General features: G+C 64.1%; 24 protein-coding genes. 14 read left to right on the top strand and 10 right to left on the bottom strand.

Annotated features, from left to right (window positions below; genetic code table 11):
• The first annotated feature begins 5 nt into the window (after positions 1–5).
• The 3 genes from ABIA40_RS06735 (at position 6) to ABIA40_RS06725 (ending at position 3,619) form a co-directional block, all read left to right on the top strand.
• A complete protein-coding gene (locus ABIA40_RS06735; RefSeq protein WP_404540083.1) occupies positions 6–1,178 on the top strand; it encodes a M20 aminoacylase family protein in 1,173 nt (390 codons plus the stop codon).
• On the top strand, positions 1,171–2,589 hold the full coding sequence (locus tag ABIA40_RS06730; protein ID WP_404540080.1) for an amidase: 1,419 nt from the start codon (positions 1,171–1,173) through the stop codon (positions 2,587–2,589). Before ABIA40_RS06735 ends, ABIA40_RS06730 begins: the two co-directional genes overlap by 8 nt.
• Before the next feature lie 139 nt (positions 2,590–2,728).
• On the top strand, positions 2,729–3,619 hold the full coding sequence (locus ABIA40_RS06725; RefSeq protein WP_404540077.1) for a crotonase/enoyl-CoA hydratase family protein: 891 nt from the start codon (positions 2,729–2,731) through the stop codon (positions 3,617–3,619).
• A 104-nt stretch (positions 3,620–3,723) separates the two neighbouring features.
• Here the strand turns inward: ABIA40_RS06725 and ABIA40_RS06720 are convergent, their stop codons facing one another.
• The 3 genes from ABIA40_RS06720 to ABIA40_RS06710 form a co-directional block, all read right to left on the bottom strand.
• Positions 3,724–4,701, bottom strand: a complete 978-nt coding sequence (locus ABIA40_RS06720) for an NADPH:quinone oxidoreductase family protein (protein ID WP_271544773.1) — start codon at positions 4,699–4,701, stop codon at positions 3,724–3,726.
• Positions 4,701–5,309 (bottom strand): 2-hydroxychromene-2-carboxylate isomerase, encoded by a 609-nt coding sequence (locus tag ABIA40_RS06715; protein WP_271544775.1) that lies wholly within the window; start codon positions 5,307–5,309, stop codon positions 4,701–4,703. The genes ABIA40_RS06720 and ABIA40_RS06715 overlap by 1 nt, the downstream gene beginning before the upstream one ends.
• A gap of 126 nt (positions 5,310–5,435) precedes the next feature.
• Positions 5,436–6,137, bottom strand: coding sequence for a glutathione S-transferase N-terminal domain-containing protein (locus tag ABIA40_RS06710; protein ID WP_271544777.1), 702 nt, complete (start codon positions 6,135–6,137; stop codon positions 5,436–5,438).
• A 118-nt stretch (positions 6,138–6,255) separates the two neighbouring features.
• Here ABIA40_RS06710 and ABIA40_RS06705 point away from each other — a divergent pair, with 118 nt between their 5' ends.
• The gene (locus ABIA40_RS06705) at positions 6,256–7,278 is read left to right on the top strand and encodes a methionine synthase (protein ID WP_404540072.1); all 1,023 of its coding nucleotides are present in this window, start codon (positions 6,256–6,258) and stop codon (positions 7,276–7,278) included.
• A gap of 18 nt (positions 7,279–7,296) precedes the next feature.
• Here the strand turns inward: ABIA40_RS06705 and ABIA40_RS06700 are convergent, their stop codons facing one another.
• The 3 genes from ABIA40_RS06700 to ABIA40_RS06690 are packed head-to-tail and all read right to left on the bottom strand — an operon-like array spanning position 7,297 to position 9,284.
• A complete protein-coding gene (locus tag ABIA40_RS06700; RefSeq protein ID WP_271544781.1) occupies positions 7,297–7,959 on the bottom strand; it encodes a hypothetical protein in 663 nt (220 codons plus the stop codon).
• Positions 7,960–7,982: 23 nt separating this feature from the next.
• A complete protein-coding gene (gpt, locus tag ABIA40_RS06695) occupies positions 7,983–8,510 on the bottom strand; it encodes a xanthine phosphoribosyltransferase (protein WP_404540069.1) in 528 nt (175 codons plus the stop codon).
• Between the two features lie 36 nt (positions 8,511–8,546).
• Complete coding sequence (locus ABIA40_RS06690; RefSeq protein WP_271544785.1) at positions 8,547–9,284, bottom strand: molybdopterin-binding protein; 738 nt, start codon at positions 9,282–9,284, stop codon at positions 8,547–8,549.
• A 278-nt stretch (positions 9,285–9,562) separates the two neighbouring features.
• Between ABIA40_RS06690 and ABIA40_RS06685 the strand changes: the two genes are divergently transcribed.
• The 7 genes from ABIA40_RS06685 (at position 9,563) to ABIA40_RS06655 (ending at position 16,679) form a co-directional block, all read left to right on the top strand.
• Entirely contained in the window at positions 9,563–10,981 is a 1,419-nt protein-coding gene (locus ABIA40_RS06685; RefSeq protein ID WP_036015353.1) for a circularly permuted type 2 ATP-grasp protein, read from the top strand.
• A 4-nt stretch (positions 10,982–10,985) separates the two neighbouring features.
• The gene (locus ABIA40_RS06680; protein WP_036015356.1) at positions 10,986–11,930 is read left to right on the top strand and encodes an alpha-E domain-containing protein; all 945 of its coding nucleotides are present in this window, start codon (positions 10,986–10,988) and stop codon (positions 11,928–11,930) included.
• Positions 11,931–12,048: 118 nt separating this feature from the next.
• The gene (locus ABIA40_RS06675; protein WP_404540064.1) at positions 12,049–12,897 is read left to right on the top strand and encodes a transglutaminase domain-containing protein; all 849 of its coding nucleotides are present in this window, start codon (positions 12,049–12,051) and stop codon (positions 12,895–12,897) included.
• Positions 12,898–12,967: 70 nt separating this feature from the next.
• On the top strand, positions 12,968–13,375 hold the full coding sequence (locus tag ABIA40_RS06670) for a carboxymuconolactone decarboxylase family protein (RefSeq protein ID WP_271544789.1): 408 nt from the start codon (positions 12,968–12,970) through the stop codon (positions 13,373–13,375).
• A gap of 214 nt (positions 13,376–13,589) precedes the next feature.
• On the top strand, positions 13,590–14,348 hold the full coding sequence (locus tag ABIA40_RS06665) for a proteasome-type protease (RefSeq protein ID WP_025037198.1): 759 nt from the start codon (positions 13,590–13,592) through the stop codon (positions 14,346–14,348).
• A gap of 26 nt (positions 14,349–14,374) precedes the next feature.
• Positions 14,375–15,133, top strand: coding sequence for an SDR family oxidoreductase (locus tag ABIA40_RS06660; protein ID WP_275511250.1), 759 nt, complete (start codon positions 14,375–14,377; stop codon positions 15,131–15,133).
• 295 nt (positions 15,134–15,428) lie between these two features.
• Positions 15,429–16,679: a NupC/NupG family nucleoside CNT transporter gene (locus ABIA40_RS06655; protein WP_404540059.1), complete on the top strand. Its 1,251-nt coding sequence runs from the start codon at positions 15,429–15,431 to the stop codon at positions 16,677–16,679.
• Between the two features lie 118 nt (positions 16,680–16,797).
• Here ABIA40_RS06655 and ABIA40_RS06650 read toward each other — a convergent pair whose 3' ends face one another.
• Positions 16,798–17,997 (bottom strand): rhomboid family intramembrane serine protease, encoded by a 1,200-nt coding sequence (locus ABIA40_RS06650; RefSeq protein WP_404540056.1) that lies wholly within the window; start codon positions 17,995–17,997, stop codon positions 16,798–16,800.
• A 150-nt stretch (positions 17,998–18,147) separates the two neighbouring features.
• Complete coding sequence (locus ABIA40_RS06645) at positions 18,148–18,675, bottom strand: cupin domain-containing protein (protein WP_404540053.1); 528 nt, start codon at positions 18,673–18,675, stop codon at positions 18,148–18,150.
• Positions 18,676–19,094: 419 nt separating this feature from the next.
• On the opposite strand from ABIA40_RS06645, the gene ABIA40_RS06640 reads away from it, so the two are divergent.
• Positions 19,095–21,230, top strand: coding sequence for a tetratricopeptide repeat protein (locus tag ABIA40_RS06640; protein WP_404540050.1), 2,136 nt, complete (start codon positions 19,095–19,097; stop codon positions 21,228–21,230).
• 115 nt (positions 21,231–21,345) lie between these two features.
• Here ABIA40_RS06640 and ABIA40_RS06635 read toward each other — a convergent pair whose 3' ends face one another.
• Positions 21,346–21,633, bottom strand: a complete 288-nt coding sequence (locus ABIA40_RS06635; RefSeq protein WP_036015394.1) for an usg protein — start codon at positions 21,631–21,633, stop codon at positions 21,346–21,348.
• Positions 21,634–22,032: 399 nt separating this feature from the next.
• On the opposite strand from ABIA40_RS06635, the gene ABIA40_RS06630 reads away from it, so the two are divergent.
• Complete coding sequence (locus ABIA40_RS06630; RefSeq protein WP_025037205.1) at positions 22,033–22,347, top strand: co-chaperone GroES; 315 nt, start codon at positions 22,033–22,035, stop codon at positions 22,345–22,347.
• 47 nt (positions 22,348–22,394) lie between these two features.
• Complete coding sequence (groL, locus tag ABIA40_RS06625) at positions 22,395–24,035, top strand: chaperonin GroEL (protein ID WP_057029537.1); 1,641 nt, start codon at positions 22,395–22,397, stop codon at positions 24,033–24,035.
• A 241-nt stretch (positions 24,036–24,276) separates the two neighbouring features.
• Here the strand turns inward: groL and lepB are convergent, their stop codons facing one another.
• Positions 24,277–25,020, bottom strand: a complete 744-nt coding sequence (gene lepB, locus ABIA40_RS06620; protein ID WP_404540046.1) for a signal peptidase I — start codon at positions 25,018–25,020, stop codon at positions 24,277–24,279.
• Positions 25,021–26,249: the final 1,229 nt, after the last annotated feature.

Below are 26,249 nucleotides of genomic sequence, written 5' to 3'. Positions count from 1 at the left end.
ACCACATGCCCACGATCGATCGCATCGACGGCTACGCCGACGAGCTCACCGCAATCAGACGCGACCTCCACGCCCATCCCGAGATCGGCTTCGAGGAAGTGCGCACCTCCGGCATCGTCGCCGACAAGCTGAAGAGCTGGGGCATCGAGGTGCATCGCGGCCTCGGCGGCACCGGCGTGATCGGCGTCATCAAGGGCAAGGGCACGGGCAGCAAGCGCATCGGGCTTCGCGCCGACATGGACGCGCTCCCGATGGAAGAGAACACCAATCTGAAGTGGAGCTCGAAGATCCCCGGCCGCTTCCACGGCTGCGGCCATGACGGCCACACCACCATGCTGCTCGGCACCGCGCGGTATCTCGCCGAGACCCGGAACTTCGACGGCACGGTACATCTGATCTTCCAGCCGGCCGAGGAAGGCCTCGGCGGCGCCCGCGCCATGATCAAGGACGGGTTGTTCGAGAAATTTCCCTGCGACGAGCTCTACGGCCTGCACAACGCGCCCGACCTCAACCATGGCGAGATCGCGATCCTTCCGGGCCCGGCCATGGCCAGTGCCGACTTCTTCGACCTGCGCATCACCGGCTACGGCGCGCATGGTGCGATGCCCGAGCGCTCCAAGGATGCGGTGGTCATCGCAACGACGCTGGCGCAGGCGATCCAGACCATCGTCAGCCGCAACGTCGACCCGCTGCAGGCCGCGGTGATCTCGATCACCCAGATCCATGCCGGCTCCGCCTACAACGTCATTCCGGGCGATGCGCATCTGTGCGGCACCATCCGCACTTTCTCGAACGAAGTCCGCGCCCTGATCGCCGAGCGCATCCGCACCATCTGCGCCGGCATCGCAAGCGCCTATAGTTGCGTGATCGACGTCGACATCCGCGACACGTTCGGCGTTCTGGTCAACCAGGTCGAGCAGTCCAAGGTGGTCGAGGAGGTCGCGCGCACGATCGTCGATCCCGCCAACGTGATCACCCGCATCCAGCCGAAGATGGGCAGCGAGGATTTCGCCGACATGCTGGAGACGATTCCCGGCGCTTACTTCTGGGTCGGCCATGACGGCTCGGTGCCCGTGCACAATCCCGGCTTCGTGCTCGACGACAAGATCCTGCCGATCGGCGCCAGCATGTTCGCCCGCATCGTCGAGACGCGCATGCCGGTGGGTGGCAATGCATAAGCGCGTCGAGGAAGCGGTCACCTCGCTGCACGATCTTTCCGCGGTCGACCTGATCGCGGGTTATCGCGCCAAGCAATTCTCGCCGAGCGAGGTGCTGGAGGACGTGCTCGCGCATGTCGCGGCGTGGGAACCGCATCTGAAGGCGCTCTATGCGTTCGACCCCGATGGCGCGCGCGAGGCCGCAAAGGCCTCGACCGCGCGCTGGACCGGCGGCGAGCCCTCCGGGCCGCTCGACGGCGTGCCCGTGACGGTGAAGGACAACATCGCGACCAAGGGCGTACCGGTGCCGTTGGGGGCCGCCAGCGTCAAGCTCGTGCCGGCCGAGAAGGACGCACCGCCCGCCGCGCGGCTGCGTGAGGCCGGCAGCATCATCTTCGCCAAGACCACCATGCCCGATTACGGCATGCTGTCCTCCGGGCTCTCCTCGTTCCACGCGCTCGCGCGCAACCCGTGGGATCTCAGCAAGAACCCGGGCGGCTCCAGCGCCGGCGCTGGCGCCGCCGCCGCGGCTGGCTACGGTCCCCTGCATCTCGGCACCGATATCGGCGGCTCGGTCCGCCTGCCCGCCGGCTGGTGCGGCCTCGTCGGCCTGAAGCCGAGTTTTGGCCGCGTGCCGATCGACCCCACCTATGTCGGCCGTGTCGCAGGCCCGATGACCCGCACGGTCGACGATTGCGCGCTGATGATGAGCGCGATCGCAAAGCCCGACCGGCGCGACGGCATGAGCCTGCCGGCCGAGCTGCTGAACTGGAAGGGGCTGGAGAAATCTCCGCGCAAGCTGCGCATCGGGTTGATGCTCGATCCCGGCTGCGGCCTGGCGCTGGAGAAGCCGGTGCGCGAGGTCGCAGTGAAGGCCGCGAAGGCGTTCGAGTCCGCAGGCAGCGTCATCACCGAGGTCGAGGGCATCCTCACGCGCGAGATGCTCGACGGCCTCGACAATTTCTGGCGCGCGCGGATGTGGGACGATCTGTCCAAGCTGACGCCGGCCGAGCAGGCCAAGGTGCTGCCCTATATCTTCAAGTGGGGCGAGTCCGGGGCCAAGCTCTCGGGCGTCGACGTCATCCGCGGCTTCAACCAGACCATGGCGATCCGCGCGGCTGCGGCAAAGCTCTTTTGCGAGCTCGACTATGTGATCTCGCCGACCGCGCCGAACGTGAACTATCCGGCGGAATGGGCTTCGCCCACCAACGATCCGATGAAGCCGTTCGAGCATATCGCCTATACCGTGCCGTGGAATATGTCGGAGAACCCGGCGATCTCCCTCAACGGCGGCTTCGACGCCAAAGGTTTTCCCATCGGCGTGCAGATCGCCGGCCGCCGCTTCGACGACATCGGCGTGCTCGGCATGGCCAAGACCTTCGAAGGTCTGCGCGGCCCGCAGCGGCCCTGGCCGAAGCCGCCGGCAACGTAGCGGCGCGCATCTAGCGTCTCAGCACAACTCGTCATGCGCGGGCTCGCCCCGCGCATCCATCCTCTTCAAAAAGATGGATTGCCGGGTCAAGCCCGGCAATGACAGAATTGATTCAAGAATGACAGGGAAGGAAACCACCATGGCGTATGAGACGATCAAGTACGAGGTCGCCGATCAGATCCTCACCATCACGCTGAACCGGCCCGACAAGCTCAACGCCTTCAACGCGCAGATGCAAGCCGAGCTGATCGACGCGTTCGACGCCGCCGACAAGGACGACGATGTCCGCGCCATCATCGTCACCGGCGCCGGCCGCGGTTTTTGCGCGGGCGCCGATTTGTCCTCCGGCGCCGACACGTTCGACCGGGACGCGCGGCGCGGGCCGGTGAAGCGCCTCGCTGACGGCAAGGTTGATTATAGCGACCCGCAGGTGCGTGACGGCGGCGGCCAGGTGACGTTGCGCATCTTCAAATGCCTCAAGCCCGTGATCGCGGCGGTGAACGGCCCGGCCGTCGGCATCGGCGTCACCATGCAGCTTGCGATGGATATCCGCATCGCCTCGGAGGCTGCGCGGTTCGGCTTCGTGTTCTCCCAGCGTGGCATCGTGCCCGAGGCGGCCTCGAGCTGGTTCCTGCCGCGCATCGTCGGCATCTCGCAGGCGCTGGAATGGTGCTATTCGGGCCGTGTCTTCCCGGCGCAGGAAGCGCTTGCGGGCCGCCTCGTCAGCAAGGTCGTGGCCCCCGATGATCTGCTGCCGACCGCCCGCGCGCTCGCCAAGGAGTTTGCAGCAAAGACCGCGCCGGTGTCGGTCGCGCTGATCCGCCAGATGATGTGGCGCATGATGGGCGCCGACGATCCCATGGAAGCCCACAAGGTCGACAGCCGCGGCATCTATGCCCGCGGCCGCTCCGACGACGTCAAGGAAGGCGTGGTTTCGTTCCTGGAGAAGCGTCCCGCGCAGTTCAAGAACAAGGTGTCGACCGATATGCCGGATTATTTCCCGTGGTGGACGGAGCGAGAGTATAAATAGCGCTCTCGTAGGGTGGGCAAAGCGAAGCGTGCCCACGCATTTTTTGCAATCGGGAGAGATGGTGGGCACGGCGCAAGGGCGCCTTTGCCCACCCTACGGCACCGTCATTCCATCACCAGCGCGACCCGCCCGATAGCCTTGCGGTCGATTAGCAGCCGCATCGCCTTCGCGTAGTCTTCCAGCGGCAGGCGGTGCGAGACGTTGGGGCGCAGCTTGCCCTCCTCCGCCCATTGCAAAAGCGCCTTCAGGCGGACCTCGCCGAGCGCAGGATTCTTGCGCACCGCTTCGCCGGCGCGTACGCCGAGCACGCTGGCGCCCTTGATGAGCAAGAGATTGGTCTTGGCCGAGCCGATGCCGCCGGTGAAGCCGATCACCAAGAGCCGCGCGCCCCAGGCGATGCAGCGCATCGAATCTTCGAAGACCTGGCCACCGACGGGGTCGAACACGACGTCGGCGCCGCGGCCGTCGGTGATGCGCTTGACGGCATCGCGGAACGGCTCGCGGTCGTAGCGGATGAGATGATCGGCGCCGCGCGATTTCGCGATTCCGAGCTTCTCGTCGCTGGAGGCGGTCGCGATCACGGTCGCGCCCAGCATCTTGCCGATCTCGACGGCGGCAAGGCCGACGCCACCGCCGGCGCCGTGGACCAGCAGCACCTCGCCGGGCGCGACCCGGCCGCGATCGATCAACGCATGATAGGCCGTGCCGTGGCCTGCGAGATAGGTGGCAGCCTCCGCATAGTCGAAGGTGGACGGCATGGGAGTGAGCTGCGACGGCGTGACCACCGCTTCATCCGTGAAGGCACCAAAGCGCATCTTCACGATGACCTTGTCGCCGACGGCAACGCCGCTTGCCTCCGACCCCACCTCGATGACGTCGCCGGCCGCTTCCATGCCCGGCGTGAACGGCAGCTCCGGCTTGAGCTGGTATTCGCCGGCGGCCATCAGCACGTCGGGGAAGTTCAGCCCGGCGGCGCGGATGGCGACGCGCACTTCGCCCGGCTTGAGCGCGCGGGGCGGAAACTCCTCCAGCAGCAAACGCTCGGGCGCGCCGAGCTCGCGGCAGACGACGGCGCGCACCATCAGGCCGCGCTCGCCTTGCTGCGCTGAAGCGCTTCGCGGATCAGCGGCAGGCGGTCATTGCCGAAATACATGTCGGTCTTGTTCACGAAAATCGTCGGCGAGCCGAAGCCGCCGCGCGCGACGACCTCCTCGGTATTGGCCTTGAGCTGGTCCTTGATGCCCTGCTCGGCAATGCCGGCGAAGAACTTCTGTTCGTCGATGCCGACCTTTCTGCAGATCTCCGCAAGCACCGCGTCCTGCGAGATGTCCTTGTCCTCGCCCCAATAGGCCTCGAACACTGATGTCGCGAACGGCACCATGTCCTGACCGAGCCACAGGCAGCCGCGCATCGCCTTCACGCTGTTCACCGGAAACACCGTCGGCGGCATCTTGATGGCAAGGCCCGCCGAGCGCGCCCAGTCGGCGAGGTCCTTCTTCATGTAGCGCGCCTTCAGCGGCACCGGCTTCTCGCGCTGCGCGTAGACGCTCGGATTGACCGAATTGAAGATGCCGCCGACCAGGATCGGACGCCAAGTTATCTCGGCGCCCAGTTCCTTGGCGAGCGGCTGGATGTTGTGGAAGGCGAGATAGGTCCAGGGGCTGGAGCAGTCGAAGAAGAATTCGATCATGGGGGTTCCTTTTTGCTGTCATTCCGGGGCGCGCCCCCTTTGGCGTGAACCCGGAATCCATTTTGCCTCTCGGTACGCTGCCTGATGGATTCCGGGTTCGCGTTTCGCGCGCCCCGGAATGACGAGTCACTTCCTTCCCAACACTTCCTTAGCCCTTTGTCCGAACATGATCTTGCGTGATTCCTCGTCGAACGGCTCTTTCACGAATTTTCCGATCGCAAGCCCCGCCTGCACCTGCGGCCTTGCCCGGACCTCGGCATACCAGCGTTTCACATTGGGATAGTCGTCAAGCGTAAAACCCTGCGCCTTGTGGGTCATGGTCCAGGGGAAGCAGGCGATGTCGGCGATGGAATAATCGCCGGCGACATAAGCGCCGGTCCTGGCCAATTGGCGATCGAGCACGCCGTAGAGCCGCGCCGCCTCGTCGCGATAGCGCTCGATCGCGTAAGGGATCTTCTCGGCCGCATAGAGCGCGAAATGGCCGTGCTGGCCGAGCATCGGCCCAAGGCCCGCCATCTGCCACATCACCCACTGGATCGTGGTGGAGCGGCCGCGCCAATCGGCGGGCAGGAAGCGTCCGGTCTTCTCCGCGAGATAGATCAGGATCGCGCCGGTCTCGAACGCGGAGAACGGCGCGCCGCCATCTGCGGGCTCGTGATCAACGATCGCGGGAATGCGGTTGTTCGGAGAGATTTCCAGGAACTCAGGATTGAACTGCTCGCCGGCGCGGATATTCACGGGGATCACCCGATAGGGAAGCCCGAGCTCCTCCAGCATGATCGAGATTTTCCAGCCGTTCGGCGTCGGCGCGTAATAGAGGTCGATCATGGGCCTTCCCTTGCGCCGTCCCTATCGCTGCCGCCAGCCAATGACGACTTTTGTTGTTCTGTACCTCGACGTTAGGACATGGCAGGAAGGGGCGCAACAACCCGCCGGGAGGGCCGCCATGCTGTTTCCAACCACGATCGCCGGCTCCTTGCCGAAGCCGGAATGGCTCGCCGAGCCGAACATGCTCTGGGCGCCCTGGAAGTCCGAAGGCGACGAGTTGCTCCGCGCCAAGCGCGATGCGACGCTAATCTGGCTGAAGCTCCAGGAGGACGCCGGCATCGACATCGTCACCGAAGGCGAGCAGGCCCGGCAGCACTTCGTGCACGGCTTCCTGGAGAAGATCGAGGGCATCGATTTCGCCCACAAGGTCGAGATGGGCATCCGGAAAGACCGCTACAAGGCGATGGTGCCGCAGGTGGTCGCGCCGCTGCGGCTGAAGGATCGCGTCCATGCCTTCGAGGCGCGCGTCGCGCGCACGCACACCAGGAAGCAGCTGAAATTCACCCTGCCCGGCCCGATGACGATCATCGACACCATTGCCGACCGCTATTATGGCGACAGGGTCAAGATGGCCTTTGCCTTCGCCGAGCTCTTGAACGAGGAAGCCAAGGCCTTGCAGGCCGACGGCGTCGATCTCGTGCAGTTCGACGAACCCGCCTTCAACGTCTACATGGACGAGGTCAACGATTGGGGCATCAAGGCGCTCGAGCGCGCCGCACAGGGCCTCACCTGCGCCACCGCCGTGCACATCTGCTACGGCTACGGCATCAAGGCCAATACGGACTGGAAGGAGACGCTCGGCAGCCAATGGCGGCAATACGAGCAGATCTTCCCGGCCATCGACGCGAGCCCGATCCAGCAGGTCGCAATCGAGTGCCGCAATTCCAAGGTGCCGCTCGACCTGCTCGCGCTGCTGAAGAACAAGATCGTGCAGGCCGGCGTGATCGACGTCGCCAGCGATACGGTCGAGGCCGCCGAGGACGTCGTGAAGGTGATCGAGGCGGTGTCGCAATTCGTGCCGAAGAGCAACATCATCGCCACGACCAATTGCGGCATGGCGCCGATGCGGCGCGAGATCGCCGAAGCCAAGCTGATGACGCTCGGCGCCGGCGCGGCGCTGGCGCGCGAGAGGCTGGGATGATCACGAAACGTCGGCGCTTCAGCCCGACGCCGTCGGATGCAGCACGGGCCGATAGCCGGCCATGATGGCGCGCAGCGTCGAAGGCGGTGTCAACAACATCGCTTGATCGACCAGGCGTGCATGCGACGCGTAACCCGCCGGCGACCACAGCAGCGCCTGTCCCTGCCTCACCAGAAAGCTGTCTTCGCCCTGCTGCACCATTGCGCCGTCGGGCAGGTCTGCCAACGGCATCGGGAGCGGGTGCAATTGCTTGCGACCGCGATCGAGACGCTCGCGATGCAAAACGGCATCCATCGCCTTGGCGCTGATGTCGCTCGCGCCATTGCCCTTCTCCCACGCCGCGCGAAACCGCTTGGCGTCGTCGCGCCGGCAGAAGAAGCAGGGCCGGTGTCCTGCCGCGAAGGCCGTCGCCTCGTCGAGGAAGAACAGCTCGGTCCAGCTCCGCCGCGCCATCACCGGACGACGCCAGCCGCGGAATTCGCACAGGCATGTGATCCAGGCCGGCGTCGACCAGCGCTTCTTCAATAGCGTCTTCGTCGCGGGATCGTGGATGATGCCGCGATTGCCGGTGAACAGACCGCGGTGTGGGGTGGCGATGATGTCGCCGGTGGGCGTGACGCGGTTTTGCAGGGGGTGAGTGGCGAATGGCGAATGGCGAGTGGGGACGGTCTTACTCGCCATTCGCTACTCGCCATTCGCTCTGGTCACGCCGCGCCGTCGCGCAGCGGCGGGTGGTAGGACAGTGCGGTGTCCCAGGGGAAGAAGATCCAGGTATCCTGGGAGACTTCGGTGATGAAAGTGTCGACCAGCGGGCGTCCCATCGGCTTGGCGTAGACGGTGGCGAAATGCGCATCGGGCAGCATCTCGCGCACCATCCTGCCGGTCTTGCCGGTGTCGACGAGGTCGTCGACGATCAACAGGCCTTTGCCGGTGCCGCCGCCGAGCGTCATGGTCGCCTCGGAAATGCCCTTGAGCACCTGGAGCTCGCCCTGCTTGTTGTGGTCGTAGCTGGCGATGCAGACCGTATCGATGATGCGCACCCCTAACTCGCGCGCCACGATCGCGGCGGGCACCAGGCCGCCGCGGGTGATCGCAATCACCGCTTGGAACGGACCGACCTCGTTGAGCCGCCAGGTCAGCGCCCGGCAATCCCGGTGGAACTGGTCCCACGAGACGGGGAAGGCCTTGCCTGCCCGCTCCTGCGCGCTCAGTTCCGGTGCTTCACCAGCCATCGCCTGTCTCCTGCAATCTCCTCCGGCAATTCCCTGCTAGCGGTTGACGTTCAATCCCGCCAGCATTTCCTTCACCGCGGCCATTGCCGCCGCGAGCTTCTCCGGATCGCGCGAGCGCACCACCAGATTGGTGTTGGGCTTCTGCTCCTCGTCCATGAAGGGATAGCTGCCGATGATGGTGTCGGGATGGGCGGCGGCGATCTCCCGCAGCGGGCCGCCGATGTCGCCCTCGCGCGCATTGGCGCGGACCGAGTCCGACAGCATGCGCACGCCGGACTTCAGCTTGGGCGAGACGATGTCCATCATCGCCTGCATGATCGAGGGCACGCCGGCCATGACGATGACGTTGCCGATCTTGAAGCCGGGGGCGAGAATGGTCGCACTCTGGATCAGCTCGGCGCCGTCGGGGATGCGGGCCATGCGCAGCCGGGCCTCGTTGAGGTCCTGCTCGCTCCAGCGCTCGCGGAAGCGGGCGACCACTTCCGGATGATGGTCGATGCCGACGCCGAACGCCTTGGCGACGGCATCTGCGGTGATGTCGTCATGGGTCGGCCCGATACCGCCCGTGGTGAAGACGTAGGTGTAGCGATGCCGCAATGCATCCAGTGCAGCGATGATGTCGGGCTCGTCGTCGGAGACGACGCGGACCTCCTTCAGGTCGATGCCGATATTGGTCAGGTATTCGGCGATGAAGCCGATATTCTTGTCCTTGGTCCGGCCGGACAGGATTTCGTCTCCGATGACCAGAATGCCCGCCGTGACGATCTCGCTCATGCCTTAAGTCCCTCACCTGTGACGCCGACTTTGCCGAGGTAACGCGTTGAAGTCACGCGGTTTTGCTTCTGAAATAAGCAGTCTTCAGCCATTTTTTCAGGCACGCCGTCGGCCGTCGCCGGCAAATGCCCCCTCTCCATGCTTATCGCGCTGGCCCGGCCCTTGCTACCACATGAAAGTCATGCACTGTTGACGCATGGCCATAGGACGTTGCGGTCTCATCAAGGCCGACGCGACCTGGCGCATGGCGCAACGCCTGGGGAGACAAGTCGGGATCTATGGCAGTCGCGTTTGACGAAATGAACATTCCCGGCGGGGACCTCCGCCCCGCCTACCAGGAGCTGGCGCGCTGGCTCAAGGAGACGCCTCCCGAGGCGCTCGAATATCGCCGCCAGGAAGCCGAGCTGCTGTTTCGCCGGATCGGCATCACCTTCGCGGTCTACGGCGATTCCGAGTCCACCGAGCGCCTGATCCCCTTCGATGTGATTCCGCGGATCATGTCCGGCAAGGAATGGGCGCGGCTGGAGAAGGGCCTGAAGCAGCGCGTGCGCGCGCTCAACATGTTCCTGCGCGACATCTATCACGGCCGCGACATCCTCCGCGCCGACATCGTGCCCGACGATCTGATCTTCCAGAACCCGGTGTTCCGGCCCGAGATGAACGGCCAGCAGGTGCCGCACGACGTCTACGTGCACATCGCCGGCATCGACATCGTCCGGGTCGATGCCGAGGACTTCATCGTGCTGGAAGACAACGCCCGCACGCCGTCGGGCGTGTCCTACATGCTGGAAAACCGCGAGATCATGATGCGGCTGTTTCCGGATCTGTTCGCCCGCCACCGGGTGGCGCCGGTCGAGCGCTATCCGGACGAGCTGCTCGCAGCGCTCCGCTCGGTCGCGCCGCAAAGCGCCTCCGGCGAGCCGACAGTCGCCCTGCTCACCCCGGGCGTCTACAATTCGGCCTATTACGAGCACTCCTTCCTCGCCGACAAGCTCGGCATCGAGCTGGTCGAAGGCCGCGACCTCGTCGTCAAGAACAACGAAGTGTTCATGCGGACGACGGAAGGGCTGAAGCGGGTCGACGTGATCTATCGGCGCGTCGACGACGACTTCCTCGATCCCCTCACCTTCCGTCCCGATTCGGTGCTCGGCGTGCCCGGACTGATGTCGGCCTACGCGGCCGGCAACATCACGCTCGCCAACGCCGTCGGCACCGGCATCGCCGACGACAAGGCGATCTACTCCTACATGCCCGACATCGTGAAATTCTATCTCGGCGAGGAGCCGATCCTGAAGAACGTGCCGACCTGGCGCTGCCGCGAGCCGAAGGACCTCGCTTATGTGCTGGACAATCTAAGCGAGCTCGTCGTCAAGGAAGTGCACGGCTCCGGCGGCTACGGCATGCTGATCGGCCCCGCCGCGACCAAGGCGACGATCGAAGCGTTCCGCGACAAGCTCAAGCGCGAGCCGGAAGGTTTCATCGCCCAGCCGACCCTGGCGCTTTCGACCTGCCCGACCTGCACGGCGTCGGGCCTCGCTCCACGTCACGTCGATCTTCGCCCCTTCGTGCTCACGGGCAGCAAGAGCACGACCATCGTGCCGGGCGGGCTCACCCGCGTCGCGCTCAAGGAAGGCTCCCTGGTGGTGAACTCGAGCCAGGGCGGCGGCACCAAGGACACCTGGATTCTGGACGAGTAGAGAGATGCTGTCGCGTACCGCCGAAAACCTCTACTGGCTCGCCCGCTACGTCGAACGGGCCGAATATCTCGCGCGCACCATCGATGCGACGCTGCGCGTCACCGCGCTTCCCGCCGCCTATATCGGCAAGACCAATGAATGGGATTCGGCGCTGCTCACCGCCGGCGTCGCCGCGAGCTTCTATCAGGCCTATGAGGAAGCCAACGAGCACAACGTCGTCGAGTATCTCTCGTTCTCGCAGAACAACCCGTCCTCGATCCGAAACTGCATCGAAGCGGCGCGGCTGAACTCGCGCTCGGTGCGTACGGCCCTCACCAGCGAGATGTGGGACACCATCAACTCGGCCTGGATCGAGCTTCAGGCGGTGTGGAGCAAGGGCACCTCGACGCGCGAGGACCTCGCAAAATTCCTGCGCTTCGTGCAGGAGACCTCGCTGCGCTTCGACGGCTCGGCCTATCGGACCATGCTGCGCAACGACGCCTATTGGTTCTCGCGCATGGGCGTGCACCTGGAGCGCGCCGACAACACCGCGCGCATCCTCGACGTGAAGTATCACGTGCTGCTGCCCGAGGAGGAGCATGTCGGCGGGCCGCTCGACTTCTACCAGTGGAGCTCGATCCTGCGCTCGGTCTCGGCGCTGACGGCCTATCACTGGGTCTATCGCGAGACGCTGAAGCCCTGGCTGATCGCGGACCTCTTGATCCTCAACGACACGCTGCCGCGCTCGCTCGCCAGCTGCTACGGCAACCTCGTGCGCAACCTCGACCAGATCGGCGTCGCCTATGGCCGCCAGGGCCCGGCCCAGCGCCACGCCCGCGGCATCCGCAACCGGCTGGAACACAGCAACATGAACGACATTTTCCAGCATGGCGTGCATGAATTCATTCAGGAATTCATCGCGGACAATTCCAGGCTGGGCGAAATCATCACGAAGCAGTATTTGATCTAGTCGAACAGGGACCTACCTCAGCCTTCGTCATTCCGGGGCGCGCGCAGCGCGAACCCGGAATCTCGAGATTCCGGGTTCGGTCCTGCGGACCGCCCCGGAATGACGGAATCAAAACACCATGCGCCTGCGAATCCAGCACAGCACGACCTATCGCTACGAGCCGCCGGCCACCAGCGTGATCCAGATCCTGCGCATGACGCCGGGCAGCCATGACGGGCAGTACGTCGCGGAATGGCAGATCGACGTCTCCACCGACACCAAGCTCGACATGCATGAGGACGCGTTCGGCAACGTCACCCACGTGCTGTCCTGCGGGCCCGTCGGCGACATCCAGATCATTGCCGAAGGGCTGATCGAGACCCACGACACCGGCGGCGTGCTGCGCGGCAGCGACGAGCGTTTTCCCCCCGGCATGTTCCTGCGCGTCACCGACCTCACCTCGGTCAATCCGGCGATGACGGCGGTCGCGCGCCAGTTGCGCAGCGAGGCCGAGAGCGACACGCTGGGCTTCCTGCACACGCTGATGACCCAGGTGGCCGATCACATGACGTTCGACGAGGACCCCACCAACAGCGGCACGTCCGCAGCGGAGGCGTTCACGCTCAAGCGCGGGGTCTGCCAGGATTACGCGCACATCTTCATTGCCTGCGCCCGCGCCGGCGGCGTGCCGGCGCGGTTCGTCTCCGGGCATTTCCTGCGCGCAGATGATACGGTTCATCAGGAAGCGGGCCATGCCTGGGCTGAGGCCTACGTGCCCGATCTCGGCTGGGTCGGCTTCGATCCCGCCAACAGCATCTGCGCTACCGATGCTCATGTCCGCCTCGCGATCGGGCTCGACTATCTCGGCGCGGCCCCGGTGCGCGGCACGCGCTACGGCGGCGGCACGGAGACGCTGACGGTGGCGGTGAAGGTCGAACAGGCCGGCCGCGGCGGGCAGTCGCAATCGCAGTCCCAGCGGCAGGGCTAGTTAGCAGCCGCCGGCCGAACACATTCGGCGTGCTACAATCGCGGGATCGGATGAGACCCGCGAGGTAGCCATGGCGACTGTGAAACTGCTTTCGGATGATGAACTCTCGGCTGAAGCGCGCGCCGTCTTCGACGACATCCGCAAGGTGCGGAAATCGGACTTCGTCAACAATTTCTGGCGCGCGCTGGCGCATGATCCGAAGACGCTGCGGCGAACCTGGGAGAGCATCAAGGAGGTGATGGCTCCCGGCGCGCTCGATCCCAAGGTCAAGGAAATGCTCTACGTCGCGGTGTCGGTCGCGCACGGCTGCAGTTATTGCATCCACTCGCACACGGCCGCCGCACGGGCCAGGGGCATGACCGAGGCCGAATATGGCGAACTGCTCGCCATCGTGGGCATGGCCGCGGAGACGAACCGGCTGGTGACGGCGCTCGGCGTGCCGGTTGACGAGGCGTTTCTGGTGGATGCGGCGGGTTGAGGTGGGCGGTCGCCGCAGCGTACCTTGCTCGTCATTCCGGGGCGCGTCGCGCGAGCCCGGAATCCATTTATCCACCAACGCTGCGGCTCGATGGATTCCGGGCTCGCGACTTCGTCGCGCCCCGGAATGACAGCCTTCCCCCGCGGGAATCGGGGGTTTCATGGCTCCCTGAAATTGGCTAGTAATTCCGCGCAAACGCGTTCGGGGACTGGAAATGACCTATTGCTGCGGAATCCTGGTTCGGGACGGTCTGGTGATGATCGCCGATACCCGCACCAATGCCGGCCTCGACAACGTCTCGACCTTCCGCAAGCTGCACATCTTCTCCAAGCCCGGCGAGCGCATCATGGCGATCGCCAGTGCCGGCAACCTCGCCATCAGCCAGTCGGTGCTGTCGACGCTGACCGAGGGCCTCGAAGACCCCAATACGGGCGAGATCGAGACGCTGATGAACGCGCCGACCATGTTCCAGGCCGCCCAGCGCATCGGCCGGGCGATCCGGGCGGTGCACGCCACCGAAGGGCCGGCGCTGAAATCCGAGGACGTGTCCTTCGACGTCTCCTTTCTGTTCGGCGGCCAGATCAAGGGCGCGCGGATGCGCCTGTTCATGGTCTACACCGCCGGCAATTTCATCGAGTGCACCACCGACACGCCTTACTTGCAGATCGGCGAGCACAAATACGGCAAGCCGGTGCTCGACCGCGCCATGCATTACGACGTCGAGCTCTATGAGGCGCTGAAGACCGGCCTGATCTCGATGGATTCGACGATGCGCTCGAATCTCGGCGTCGGCCTGCCGATCGACGTGCTGGTGGTGCGCACCGACGCCTGCGAAGCCGATCTCAACCATCGCATCGAGGCGGGCGAGCCCTATTTCCACGACCTTCGCTCGCGCTGGTCGGCGGCCTTGCGCGCGGCTCATCAGAACATTCCGCGCCCGCCCTACAAGAACGACAAAGAACCCAAAACCTGACAGCAGAAGAGAGAAGGCAGGAAACGATGAGTGAAGCGAAAAAGATCGCATTGGTGACGGGCGCCGGCACCGGCGTCGGGCGCGCGGCGTCGCTGGCGCTGATGAACAGTGGCTTCACCGTGGTGCTCGCAGGCCGCCGGCTCGACATGCTCGAGGAGACTGCAAAGCTCGGTCCCGCGGGAAAAAGCCTCTGCGTCACCGCCGACATGACCAAGCCGGACTCCATCGCCGCGCTGTTCGACAAGGTGAAGGCGACCTATGGCCGGCTCGACGTGCTCTTCAACAATGCCGGCATGGGCGCGCCGGCCGTCAACTTCGAGGACCTCAGCCTTGAGCAATGGCAGGCCGTGGTGAACACCAACCTCACCGGCCCGTTCCTGTGCACCCAGCACGCCTTCCGCATCATGAAGGACCAGACCCCGCGCGGCGGCCGCATCATCAACAACGGCTCGATCTCGGCGCACGCGCCGCGGCCGTTCTCGGCGGCCTATACCTCGACCAAGCACGCCATCACCGGCCTCACCAAGGCCTCTAATCTCGACGGCCGCATGTACGACATCGCCGTCGGCCAGGTCGACATCGGCAATGCCGCAACCCCGATGACCGACCGCATGGTCAACGGCCCCGGCGTGCTGCAGCCCGACGGCACCACCAAGCACGAGCCGCGCATGGACGCCAAGGCCGTCGGCGACGCCGTGGCCTACATGGCCAGCCTGCCGCTCGATGCCAACGTGCTGACCATGACTGTCATGGCGACCAAGATGCCGTTCGTGGGGCGGGGCTGAACAAAAAACGCGAAAACAACCCCATGCACAGTAGGCGTCAAGAGGCGCCTGCTGCTGCCGGGCCGCGGGTGTGACGCGAGTTAAGTCTCCACGCCATCTCAACAATCGTCATTGCGAGCGCAGCGAAGCAATCCAGGCTGCCGCCGCGGTGAGATTCTGGATTGCTTCGTCGCAAGAGCTCCTCGCAATGACGCGAAGAGAGCGGAGCCCCAACAACGCGGCCCGCTTCCCCGCCCCGTCGGCATTGCCTTTGCAGCGCAGGCACGGCCATAATCATCGAGGGGCTTGGGACATCATGCTGCGCCTGCAATCTGCACTCGGCATTTTCGCATTGCTGCTGATCGCCTTCGCGCTGGCGGAGAATCGGCGCGCCGTGTCGCTGCGCCAGGCGGCGATCGGCCTCGCCGCGACCTTCGTCACCGCCCTCGTGCTGCTGAAGCTGCCGGTCGTCGCTCATGCCTTCGGCGCCATCAACGAGGCGGTCGGCGCGATCTCGGCGGCCTCGCGGGCCGGCTCCGCGTTCGTGTTCGGCTATATCGGCGGCGGACCCCTGCCGTTCGATCTGAAGGCGCCGGGCGCGGACTTCATTTTGGCGTTCCAGGCGCTGCCGATCGTGCTGGTCATGAGCGTGCTCACGACGCTGCTGTTCTATTGGCGCGTGCTGCCACCGATCGTCCGCGGCATGGCCTGGCTGCTGGAGCGCACGCTCGGCGTCGGCGGCGCGGTCGGGCTTTCGACCGCTGCCAACATCTTCCTCGGCATGGTCGAGGCACCGCTGTTCGTGCGGCCGTATCTGGCACAGATGACGCGCAGCGAGTTGTTCCTGGTCATGACCGGCGGCATGGCCGGCATCGCCGGCACGGTGCTGGTGCTCTATGCGACGCTGCTGGCCCCGCTTATTCCCGACGCCGCCGCACATTTCGTCATCGCCTCGGTGCTCGGCGCGCCGGCGGCGATCCTGATCAGCCTGATCATGGTGCCTGAAACCTCCGACAAGCGCACCGGCGGCGCGCTGGAGGATCCGCAAACGGAGGTCGTCAGCACGATGGACGCGATCGTGAAAGGCACCAGCGCGGGCATCGAGCTGCTGATCAACATCGTCGCGATGCTGCTGGTGCTGGTGGCGCTGGTCTATCTCGTCAACGCAATCCTCGGCCTGCTCCCACACGTCGGCGGCGCCGCGATCTCGCTGCAGCGGCTGCTCGGCCTCGTCATGGCGCCGGTGTGCTGGCTGATGGGGTTGCCGTGGGATCAGGCGATCACCGCCGGCAGCCTGATGGGCACCAAGACGGTGCTGAACGAATTGATCGCCTATGTCGACTTCTCGAAGCTGCCGCCCGATACGCTCGATCCGCGCTCGCGCCTGATCATGCTCTATGCGATGTGCGGCTTCGCCAATTTCGCCAGCCTCGGCATCATGATCGGCGGCTTAGGGGTGATGGCGCCGGAGCGGCGCGAGGAGATCAATGCGCTGGGGCTGAAGTCGATCGTGTCGGGGACGCTCACGACGTGTCTGATGGGAGCGGTGGTGGGGGTGTTGGCGTAGGTCTCTCTCCACCGTCATTGCGAGGAGCTCTTGCGACGAAGCAATCCAGACTGCCTCTGCGGATACATTTCTGGATTGCTTCGCTGCGCTCGCAATGACGACCGAAGGAGTATAGGCCTCAACCGCACAATTTCGACTTCTGCAGGATGCGACGCACCTCAGGCATCTTGGCACGGCACGGCTCGGCCGCCATGGCCTTTGCCTCGTCGGTTCGACCCTGCACCCACAGCAACACCGCCATCAAGCCCTGCGCCCCGGAGCGGACCGGCCCACCCGCCACATCCGAAGCTGCGAGCGACATGGCGGTTTGCGCTTCCCTCTCGGCGGCCTTGATATCCGCTTGTTCCAGGAAGAAGACGGCACGGTAGACGTGAGCCCGCGCGTCTTTCGGGTAGCGATTAACGAGATCGAGCGACCGGCTGGCCATCTCATCGCCCTTCATCGGCACTTCCGAGGCGCGGATATAGTGCGCGGCATCGGCCATGTAGGCCGAATAATGCGCGGCGGCGAAGCCGGCGCAGATGAGAGATCCGATGGATCCTGCCAACAAGGTCATGCTCGCGCTCCGCGGCAGGCTGTCATAGGACCAGAAGGCGAGCCACGGCGTGACGGCGAGCGCGGCGCCGGCCACGGCGCCACCTGCATGGGCGTAATAGTTGACGTTGCCGGACGCACCAAAGGCCATTGGCAGCAGTGCGGGAACGCCGAAAAACAGCGACGTCTTCAGCCGCGATATAGTTTGATCGGCGTCCGCTTCGGGATCGAAGCTCGCCACGAACAGCGCGGCGATCAGCCCGGTGATGGCGCCCGATGCACCGACGCCGACCGTGCCGGGACCGTTGCCCAGCAGCGAGCCGGCCTCTCCGGCCAGTGCACTGGCAACGAAGATCAGCGCAAACCAGCCGCGGCCGATCAGCGACTCCAGCCTGACGCCGACGATGAACAGCGCAACGCAATTGCTCACGAGGTGCCATCCGCTGCCATGCAGAAGCGGTGCAAGGCCGATCCGCCACCACTCCCCCCGTCCGACGACGAGATCGTAGCCGGACGCGCCTTGAGCGATCAACGAGCGGACATCGAGGTCGCCGTCTCGCGCGATGTCGATGGCGAGACTACGTTGCAGAACGAAGATCAGGAGCAGACCGAAGATCAGGCCGATGGTGAGGAAGGGAATGTCGGCCAGAAGCTTGTTGTCGGCAAACAGCGTCTCCTCGCTTGAGGAGGGCTTCTCTATGACGATCGGCGCGGCGGCGGGTCGAAACGATGCTGTTGGAGCTGGCGCCACGGTGCCGCGTCGGCCAAAAGTGTTGGTCGCCATGAAGCATCTCCCGCGTTGTCACAGCCTTGAGTTGACGCGAGAGGTATTTTCGACTGGTTAGCGCCAGGCTTGCGGGGCGGCTGAAATCATCCCGATTGCTGACCGCCCGGTTTCTCGGATCGACCGCATTTTAGCGATCGAGAGTTGCGCTTACGCCTTCAGCTCCACCGTCTTGAACTCAGCGGGGAGGATCACCTCCAGCAGCTCCACGTCGTCCGAATAGTCCAGGATCATGTGCCTGATCTTCGGCGGCTGGGTCCAGGCGCTGCCTTGCTGCATCAAGGTCTCGCCCTGGCCTTCCATATAGGTCTTCACCCAGCCCTTGAGCACGTAGACCATCTGGAATTCGACGTCGTGATAGTGGAGCTTGGAGACCTCGGCCGGATTGCAGGGGCCTTGCAAGCGGATCACATGCGCCTGCGCGAGGCCATGGGTCGCCTCGGCGATGCCGAGATCGCGATACTTCGCGTAGGCGCGCAGGCCGTCGGCCTTGAAGTCTTCCTCGCGGTGATGGCTGACGGCGATGCGCTGCTTCGGACGTGCGGGCTTTTTCGCAGCGGCGCTACGCGCCTTCGCCTTCACGACCTTGCGTGCCGAGGATCGCGCCGCCGCCTTGGCGCCGCTCCGCTTCTTCACCGCGGTCTTCAATGCGGGCCTCGATGCCTTTTGCTTGGCCATTGTGTGCCTCCCTGTTCTGAGCCGCGCCCGTCGCACGGGTATGGCTTGTACGCCAGCTTACCCTAGTCCCGCGCGAGGCAGCAATTGCAGAGCTCGTTGGGTTGAGTAGCGCCGCATCCGCGATCATACCCTCCCCTGGAGGGGGAGGGTCGGTTCACATTGAGCGCAGCGAAATGTGAGACGGGGTGGGGTGACGGTCTCTCCACGTCGCATACTGCCCGTGTGGAGAGATCACCCCACCCCGCTCGCGCTTCGCGCGATCGACCCTCCCCCTCCAGGGGAGGGTAAGAGGATGTTGCCCAGTCACGCGATCGCGTTGTCGATCGTAGCTTGCCCCAAGCTGTCGTGGCGGGCGGGGGTCGTCTCGTCTTCGTTCTCGCGTTCAACTAGTCTCGCCGGGACATTCGGGGAATTGATTCATGGGCAGCAATGTCGGTCAGCGTGCATTTCAAAATGCCCGGCTTCAGAAGCGGCAACAGGCCGACGTGCTGCCGTTGCTCGGGCAAGCGCTCGAGTTGCACAAGAAGGGCCGCCTCTCCGAAGCCAAGGCTGCCTATCGCCAGCTCCTGCAGATCGCGCCCAATCAATTCATCGCGCTGCATATGCTCGGCGCGTTGGAGTCCGATGCTGGGAATTATCAGCAGGCCGAGATCCTGCTGAGCCGGGCGGTTGCCGCGGATCCGCGCTCGGCCGAAGCCCATATGAGTCTGGGCGTCGCGCTGAACGGGCTGAAACGTCACGCTGAGGCCCGCGAGAGCTACCGCAAGGCCCTCGCCTTGCGGCCCAACTACGCCCTCGCCCTCTCCAACCTCGGGAACGCGAGCGCGGCCCTTGATCGCTACCAGGAAGCGCTCGACAGCTACGATCGGGCGCTCGCCATCGACGCAAATCTTGCCGAAGCCTACAACGGCCGTGGCTCTGCGCTCTGCCGTCTGCGCAACTACGACGAGGCTCTTGCAAGCCTGAACCGCGCGCTCGCGATCAAGCCCGACTATGCGGCGGCGCTGGCGAACCGCGCCGTGGCACTCCGGGAGTTGCAGCGATTCGACGAGGCCATGGCGGATTGCAACCGGGCAATCGCCCTCGCCCCTGACGACGTGAACGGATGGCTTTGGCGCGCCAATGTCTTGCTCCAGACCCGGCAGGTGGCCCAGGCACTATCCGATTGCGAGAAGGCGCTCGCGATCGCGCCCGATTCCGATCAAGCTCATCTGGTGCTGGGCCTTTGTCTTGCCGGACTGGGCCGGGTCGACGAAGCCCTCGCCAGTTTCGACAGAGCCCTCGACATCAGGCCCGACCTCGAGAGTGCGATCTCCAGCAAGATCTTCACGCTCGATTTCGTGCCGGACGCCAGCGTCGAGCGGCATCAGCAGGCGCGACGCGTATGGTGGGAGCGGATCGGGGCGAAAATCGCTTCAGAAGCGGCGGCACCGCATGACAACAGCCGCGATCCGGATCGTCGCCTGGTGCTGGGCTACGTCTCCTCAGACTTCAACGCGCATTCGGCTGCGTTCATCTTCAAGCCTGTCCTGCAACACCACGACCGCGCCCAGTTCGAAATCGTTTGCTATTCGTGCTCGGCGAGAGTGGATGCGACGACACGCGAATTTCAAGGCATTTCCGATCGCTGGCGCGACGCCTCGCAATGGAGCGACGATCGCCTTGCCGTCCAGATTCGCGCCGATCGCATCGATATCCTGATCGATCTGTCCGGCCATACAAGAGGAAACCGCCTCGGCGTATTTGCGCGCAAGCCGGCACCGATCCAGGCGCACGGCTGGGGCCACGGCACCGGCACCGGGTTGCCGGCGATCGACTATCTGTTCTCGGATCCGGTCGGGATTCCGCACGAGGTTCGGCATCTGTTTGCAGAGAAGGTGGTCGACCTGCCGTGCTTCGTGACGCTGGCGCCGCTGCCGGCCGGGATTGCGCGAGCCGCAACGCCGGCTCTCTCGAACGGCTTCGTCACGTTCGGTGTCTTCAACCGCATCAGCAAGATCTCGGACGAGGCGGCGGCAGTCTGGTCCAGGATCCTCGAGTGGGTGCCGGGCTCGCGCCTCCTGATCAAGGACGTTGCGCTCGACGACCAGCTGGTCCGCGACAAGCTGCTGGCGCGATTTGCGGCCTGCCGATTGCCGGCCGAACGCGTCGATCTGCTCGGGGCCACCTTGCGCGACGAGCATCTGGCATCGTTCAATCGCATCGATATTGCTCTCGATCCGTTCCCGCAGAACGGCGGCGTCAGCACATGGGAAGCCCTGCAGATGGGCGTGCCCGTGGTGGCGAAGCTCGGCAACAGCCTGCCCGGCCGCGCTGCCGGCGCCATCCTCACCGCACTTGGCCTGCCGGACTGGGTCGCCGACAGCGAGGAGGCCTATGTCGAGATCGCGGCCAGCCGCGCGGCCGAGATCGGCGAGCTCGACAAATTGCGCCGCGAACTGCCCGCAACGATCAACGCCGCGGCCGCGGGCAACCCCATCTCATATGCACAAGCGGTGGACGCGGCCTATCGCGCGATGTGGACACGCTATTGCAACGGCGCTGTCGGTGCGTGACATCGTAGGGTGGGCAAAGCGCAGCGTGCCCACGACTTCTCTCAATCGGAAACAGACGGTGGGCACGGCGCGCGAAGAGCGCGCCTTTGCCCACCCTACGAGACCGGTGCTCCGTTCAATGCAGACGGAACACGCCGTCGACGGCGCGAAGCTCGGCCGGCTTGATCAGCTTGGAATGGGCCACCGTCACCGAATGGAGGGGACCGTCGAGCTTCTCCTGCCAGAACGCCAGGAAATCGGTCAGCGCGGGGAATTTCGGAAACATGTCGTAGTTCTGCCAGACATAGGTCTGGAGCAGCGAGGGATGATCCGGCATCCGATAGAGAATTTGTGCCGTCGTCAGCCCGTAGCCCAGCATCTGTTTCCGGAATTCCTCGGAAACGCCCCCAACGCGCAGTCCCATGCCAAACCTCCTTTGCAGGAGCGCATCCGGCGAGTGGCTTGGTCCGTGCCCCGGGGAGCCACCCGGAAACGATGCGCTCACATGAGAGAAATGTGACGCAAACTGACAACTCATCTCAAGCCCAAAAGTTTAACAAGCTGTTGAAATTCAATGCTTTAGCAGCAGAGACGACTCCGTGCTAATACGGTCACCCAAGAGGCGTCGAGAGGCCTCCAAGGCGGTTAACGATGGCGAGGGGTTTCTGGCAGTCCGCGCTTTCGGCTGCTAATTTTTCTGCTACAAACCCTTGCCCCCGCAAAATTCCTGTCCTATTTCAGGCTCGCCCGTGCTAGCACTCACGGGCAACGACTGCTAACAATCTCAAAATCCTCAACACGTGCAATTGCTTAGGAGGACTGCATGAAATTCCGTCCGCTTCACGACCGCGTCGTGGTCAAGCGCATCGACGCAGAAGAGAAGACCGCTGGCGGCATCATCATTCCCGACACTGCCAAGGAAAAGCCCTCCCAGGGCGAAGTCGTCGCCGTTGGCCCCGGTGGCCGCGACGAAGCTGGCAAGCTGATCCCGATCGACCTGAAGGTCGGCGACCGCGTGCTGTTCGGCAAGTGGTCCGGCACCGAGGTCAAGATCGACGGCCAGGACTTGCTGATCATGAAGGAGAGCGACGTGATGGGCGTTCTCGAAGTCAGCGAGTCCAAGAAGAAGGCGGCTTAAGAGCCCCTCTCCTCCCTCCAGTCAAACTCACCTAAGGAAAACTCCAGATGGCAGCCAAAGAAGTCAAATTCTCGGTTGAAGCGCGCGACAAGATGCTGCGCGGCGTCGACGTTCTCGCCAACGCGGTGAAGGTCACGCTCGGTCCCAAGGGCCGCAACGTCGTGCTCGACAAGTCGTTCGGCGCTCCTCGCATCACCAAGGACGGCGTCACCGTCGCCAAGGAGATCGAGCTCGACGACAAGTTCGAGAACATGGGCGCGCAGATGGTGCGCGAAGTCGCCTCCAAGTCCGCTGACGCCGCCGGCGACGGCACCACCACCGCCACTGTGCTCGCCCAGGCGATCGTGAAGGAAGGCGCCAAGTCGGTCGCCGCCGGCATGAACCCGATGGACCTCAAGCGTGGTATCGACCTCGCGGTCGAAGCCGTCGTGGCCGACCTCGAGAAGAACTCGAAGAAGGTCACCTCGAACGACGAGATCGCCCAGGTCGGCACCATCTCGGCGAACGGCGATGCCGAGATCGGCAAGTTCCTCGCCGACGCCATGAAGAAGGTCGGCAACGAGGGCGTCATCACCGTCGAGGAAGCCAAGTCGCTCGAGACCGAGCTCGACGTGGTCGAGGGCATGCAGTTCGACCGCGGCTACATCTCGCCCTACTTCGTCACCAACGCCGACAAGATGCGCGTTGAGATGGATGACGCCTACATCCTCATCAACGAGAAGAAGCTCTCCTCGCTGAACGAGCTGCTGCCGCTGCTCGAGGCCGTGGTGCAGACCGGCAAGCCGCTGGTCATCGTCGCCGAGGACGTCGAAGGCGAAGCCCTGGCGACCCTGGTCGTGAACCGCCTGCGCGGCGGCCTGAAGGTCGCGGCCGTCAAGGCTCCGGGCTTCGGCGATCGCCGCAAGGCCATGCTGCAGGACATCGCGATCCTGACCGGCGGCCAGGCGATCTCGGAAGACCTCGGCATCAAGCTCGAGAACGTCACGCTCAACATGCTCGGTCGCGCCAAGAAGGTGATGATCGACAAGGAGAACACCACGATCGTCAACGGCGCCGGCAAGAAGGCCGACATCGAGGCGCGCGTGGCCCAGATCAAGGCGCAGATCGAGGAGACCACCTCGGACTACGACCGTGAGAAGCTCCAGGAGCGTCTTGCCAAGCTCGCGGGCGGCGTCGCGGTGATCCGCGTCGGCGGCGCGACCGAGGTCGAGGTGAAGGAGCGCAAGGATCGCGTTGATGACGCGATGCATGCGACCCGCGCAGCCGTGGAAGAAGGCATCGTTCCGGGCGGCGGCGTCGCTCTGCTCCGTGCCTCCGAGCAGCTCAAGGGTCTGCGCACCAAGAACGACGACCAGAAGACCGGAGTCGAGATCGTGCGCAAGGCGCTGTCGGCCCCCGCTCGCCAGATCGCGATCAACGCCGGTGAAGACGGCTCGGTGATCGTCGGCAAGATCCTGGAGAACAAGGCCTACAATTACGGCTTCGACTCCCAGACCGGCGAATATGCCGACCTCGTCAAGAAGGGCATCATCGACCCAACCAAGGTGGTCCGTACCGCGATCCAGAACGCTGCCTCGGTGGCCGCGCTCCTGATCACCACGGAAGCCATGGTCGCCGAGCTGCCCAAGAAGGGCGGCGCCGGCCCGGCGATGCCCCCGGGCGGCGGCATGGGCGGCATGGATTTCTGAGGTCCAACCACCTCGAGAACTACGAAACCCCGGCAGCGATGCCGGGGTTTTTGTTTTGGGGGGCCTCTGTTCTCTCAACCAGTCATTCCGGGGCGCGCCCCTTGGGCGCGAGCCCGGAATCCATAACCACGAAACTCACGGGCGACGGGCATAGCGGGCCCACTCCATCTGGCTGTGATTATGGATTCCGGGCTCGCGCCCAAGAGGGCGCGCCCCGGAATGACGGCGGAAAGGCTCCCCCTCACTCCGCCTTCCCGATCCGCTCGAAGCGCGGCTCGCCGTCTTCGTCGAGCGACCAGAAGATCCGCGTCACCTTGCCGATGAGATTGTCCATCGGCACGAAGCCGAATGTCGACATGCGGCTGTCGGTGGAATTGTCGCGGTTGTCGCCGAGCACGAAGATGTGGCCCGGCGGCACGGTGAAGACGTTGGTGTTGTCAAGATAGCCGTCGTCGAGGCAGTCATATGTCACATAGGACGCGCCGCTCGGCAGCGTCTCGCGCCAGCGCTTGACGGCCGCACCGTCGTCCACGCCGCAGGCCTCGTCGGCAAATGTCGCTTCCAGGGCGACGCGGGTCACCGGGCGATCGTTGAGGATGAGGCGGCCCTGCCGCATCTGGATGCGGTCTCCGGGCAGGCCGACGACGCGCTTGACGTAGTCGGCAGAACTGTCCTTCGCCGTCCGGAATACCACGATATCTCCGTATTCGGGATCGGCGGCGAGGATGCGGCCCGAGATCCAGGACGACGCGAAAGGGAGTGAATAGCGGCCATACCCGTAGGGATATTTCGCGGCGAAGACGTAGTCGCCGACCATCAGCGCCGGTGTCATCGAACCGGACGGAATGTTGAACGGCTGATACAGGACGAAGCGAAACAGGATCACCGGCGACCACAGCACCGGGATCATGAGGATCAGGACGACGATCGCCTTCCAGTCGCTGGATCGTGCTGCGGGGCGGATCGATTCCTGAAGAACGGTCATGTGCCTTCCCTGATCAAGACGTTGCGGCTCCAGGATGACGCAACCTGCGAGCGCGCTCAATCCCCGACGAGCTCAAATTGGTCGCGCCTCGCGCCGATCGCGTTCATCGCAGACCGCGGCAACACCGATGTGAAGGGCCGCTTGCTGCATTGCAGCCCGCCTCCGAACTTTTCGCTGGAGCACCTTGCGCCGCCCGCGTGTTTTCCGTTGCCGGTCCAGAGGCCGGAAGCAACAATTGGCATACATGGGCGGGCAGTCGCTTGAGCAAGGAGCCCACCAATCGCGCATCAGTCTGCCCTCGCTTTCAAATAAGATATAGGCGGGACGGCCGGGCGGCTTGAGGCTCTTGAACGAACCCTGAAGATTCGTGTGCAAAGGACCTAGTCGCAGCGTCCCAATAAGAATTCTTTCCGCTCTTATGGGACACCTTTGGTGGCGAGCTTCCTCTCGGTCACACCCGACTCCGCTACGCTCAAAACAAAACGCCCCGGGCGCGAGGCCCAGGGCACAAATCGGTATTGAATGTGATTTGCTGTTCAGTAGCAGGGCAGCAGCTGCACTACAAAGTTTTTTGTATCGACCTGCAAGTTATCAAGTGCAGCAAGTCGATTCACAACTGATCCTGATCGTCTGGGGCACTATTGGCGGACGACAGCCCAATCCACGGTCACCACAACGTTGAATCTGCCACCCTGAATGTCATAAACGAGAATTTCAAAGGCCTCCTGATTTTTCTCGCTGATGAAGGCGCAATAAAGGGGCCCCTTTCCTTCAGGGCCAGACGGGCCACCATTCTGCGTGTATGGGGTTAGAAGTATCAGGTCATGGGGTTTCAATCCGGGCACATGAACAACTTCCGTGCCAAATTCTCTATGCCGGGTCTCAATCCTCGAGGTACCAGCCGCAAATATCGAATGGGGCATGCAATTCCTCCAATGATCTGAGTTGAAAGGTTGGTTTTCGAGCGTGTCTCCCGAGAGTTGGGACGCGCACTCACCTTCCGCTTAGGCATCGAACGATTATGGAGATGATTGTTGGCGCTTACGAATTGGTAGCGCAAATAACGGCGGGCTAGGGCAATGACCGGGTTGAATGACACGAAGACCACCACCCGAAAAATACTACCCGCTGAAGTAGCATCCATAAAAGCGGGAGCTAAAGATACAATCAATACGCTCTGCTACTTCTGCGTTCATCGGTCGCATATACGTAAGGGCCGATGACCATTC

It is taken from the genome of Bradyrhizobium sp. USDA 223 (genome assembly GCF_044909005.1).
Taxonomy (GTDB): domain Bacteria; phylum Pseudomonadota; class Alphaproteobacteria; order Rhizobiales; family Xanthobacteraceae; genus Bradyrhizobium; species Bradyrhizobium yuanmingense.
Note: the sequence above shows the minus strand (reverse complement) of the source record. Positions and strands in the feature narration are given on the sequence as shown.

What these genes read in the sequence shown, in the direction of transcription:
- ABIA40_RS06735 (WP_404540083.1), top strand. Translation starts at nt 6, where the DNA reads ATGCCCACGATCGATCGCATCGACGGCTACGCCGACGAGCTCACCGCA.
- ABIA40_RS06730 (WP_404540080.1), top strand. Translation starts at nt 1,171, where the DNA reads ATGCATAAGCGCGTCGAGGAAGCGGTCACCTCGCTGCACGATCTTTCC.
- ABIA40_RS06725 (WP_404540077.1), top strand. Translation starts at nt 2,729, where the DNA reads ATGGCGTATGAGACGATCAAGTACGAGGTCGCCGATCAGATCCTCACC.
- ABIA40_RS06720 (WP_271544773.1), bottom strand. Translation starts at nt 4,701, where the DNA reads ATGGTGCGCGCCGTCGTCTGCCGCGAGCTCGGCGCGCCCGAGCGTTTG.
- ABIA40_RS06715 (WP_271544775.1), bottom strand. Translation starts at nt 5,309, where the DNA reads ATGATCGAATTCTTCTTCGACTGCTCCAGCCCCTGGACCTATCTCGCC.
- ABIA40_RS06710 (WP_271544777.1), bottom strand. Translation starts at nt 6,137, where the DNA reads ATGATCGACCTCTATTACGCGCCGACGCCGAACGGCTGGAAAATCTCG.
- ABIA40_RS06705 (WP_404540072.1), top strand. Translation starts at nt 6,256, where the DNA reads ATGCTGTTTCCAACCACGATCGCCGGCTCCTTGCCGAAGCCGGAATGG.
- ABIA40_RS06700 (WP_271544781.1), bottom strand. Translation starts at nt 7,959, where the DNA reads ATGGCGAGTAAGACCGTCCCCACTCGCCATTCGCCATTCGCCACTCAC.
- gpt (WP_404540069.1), bottom strand. Translation starts at nt 8,510, where the DNA reads ATGGCTGGTGAAGCACCGGAACTGAGCGCGCAGGAGCGGGCAGGCAAG.
- ABIA40_RS06690 (WP_271544785.1), bottom strand. Translation starts at nt 9,284, where the DNA reads ATGAGCGAGATCGTCACGGCGGGCATTCTGGTCATCGGAGACGAAATC.
- ABIA40_RS06685 (WP_036015353.1), top strand. Translation starts at nt 9,563, where the DNA reads ATGGCAGTCGCGTTTGACGAAATGAACATTCCCGGCGGGGACCTCCGC.
- ABIA40_RS06680 (WP_036015356.1), top strand. Translation starts at nt 10,986, where the DNA reads ATGCTGTCGCGTACCGCCGAAAACCTCTACTGGCTCGCCCGCTACGTC.
- ABIA40_RS06675 (WP_404540064.1), top strand. Translation starts at nt 12,049, where the DNA reads ATGCGCCTGCGAATCCAGCACAGCACGACCTATCGCTACGAGCCGCCG.
- ABIA40_RS06670 (WP_271544789.1), top strand. Translation starts at nt 12,968, where the DNA reads ATGGCGACTGTGAAACTGCTTTCGGATGATGAACTCTCGGCTGAAGCG.
- ABIA40_RS06665 (WP_025037198.1), top strand. Translation starts at nt 13,590, where the DNA reads ATGACCTATTGCTGCGGAATCCTGGTTCGGGACGGTCTGGTGATGATC.
- ABIA40_RS06660 (WP_275511250.1), top strand. Translation starts at nt 14,375, where the DNA reads ATGAGTGAAGCGAAAAAGATCGCATTGGTGACGGGCGCCGGCACCGGC.
- ABIA40_RS06655 (WP_404540059.1), top strand. Translation starts at nt 15,429, where the DNA reads ATGCTGCGCCTGCAATCTGCACTCGGCATTTTCGCATTGCTGCTGATC.
- ABIA40_RS06650 (WP_404540056.1), bottom strand. Translation starts at nt 17,997, where the DNA reads ATGGCGACCAACACTTTTGGCCGACGCGGCACCGTGGCGCCAGCTCCA.
- ABIA40_RS06645 (WP_404540053.1), bottom strand. Translation starts at nt 18,675, where the DNA reads ATGGCCAAGCAAAAGGCATCGAGGCCCGCATTGAAGACCGCGGTGAAG.
- ABIA40_RS06640 (WP_404540050.1), top strand. Translation starts at nt 19,095, where the DNA reads ATGGGCAGCAATGTCGGTCAGCGTGCATTTCAAAATGCCCGGCTTCAG.
- ABIA40_RS06635 (WP_036015394.1), bottom strand. Translation starts at nt 21,633, where the DNA reads ATGGGACTGCGCGTTGGGGGCGTTTCCGAGGAATTCCGGAAACAGATG.
- ABIA40_RS06630 (WP_025037205.1), top strand. Translation starts at nt 22,033, where the DNA reads ATGAAATTCCGTCCGCTTCACGACCGCGTCGTGGTCAAGCGCATCGAC.
- groL (WP_057029537.1), top strand. Translation starts at nt 22,395, where the DNA reads ATGGCAGCCAAAGAAGTCAAATTCTCGGTTGAAGCGCGCGACAAGATG.
- lepB (WP_404540046.1), bottom strand. Translation starts at nt 25,020, where the DNA reads ATGACCGTTCTTCAGGAATCGATCCGCCCCGCAGCACGATCCAGCGAC.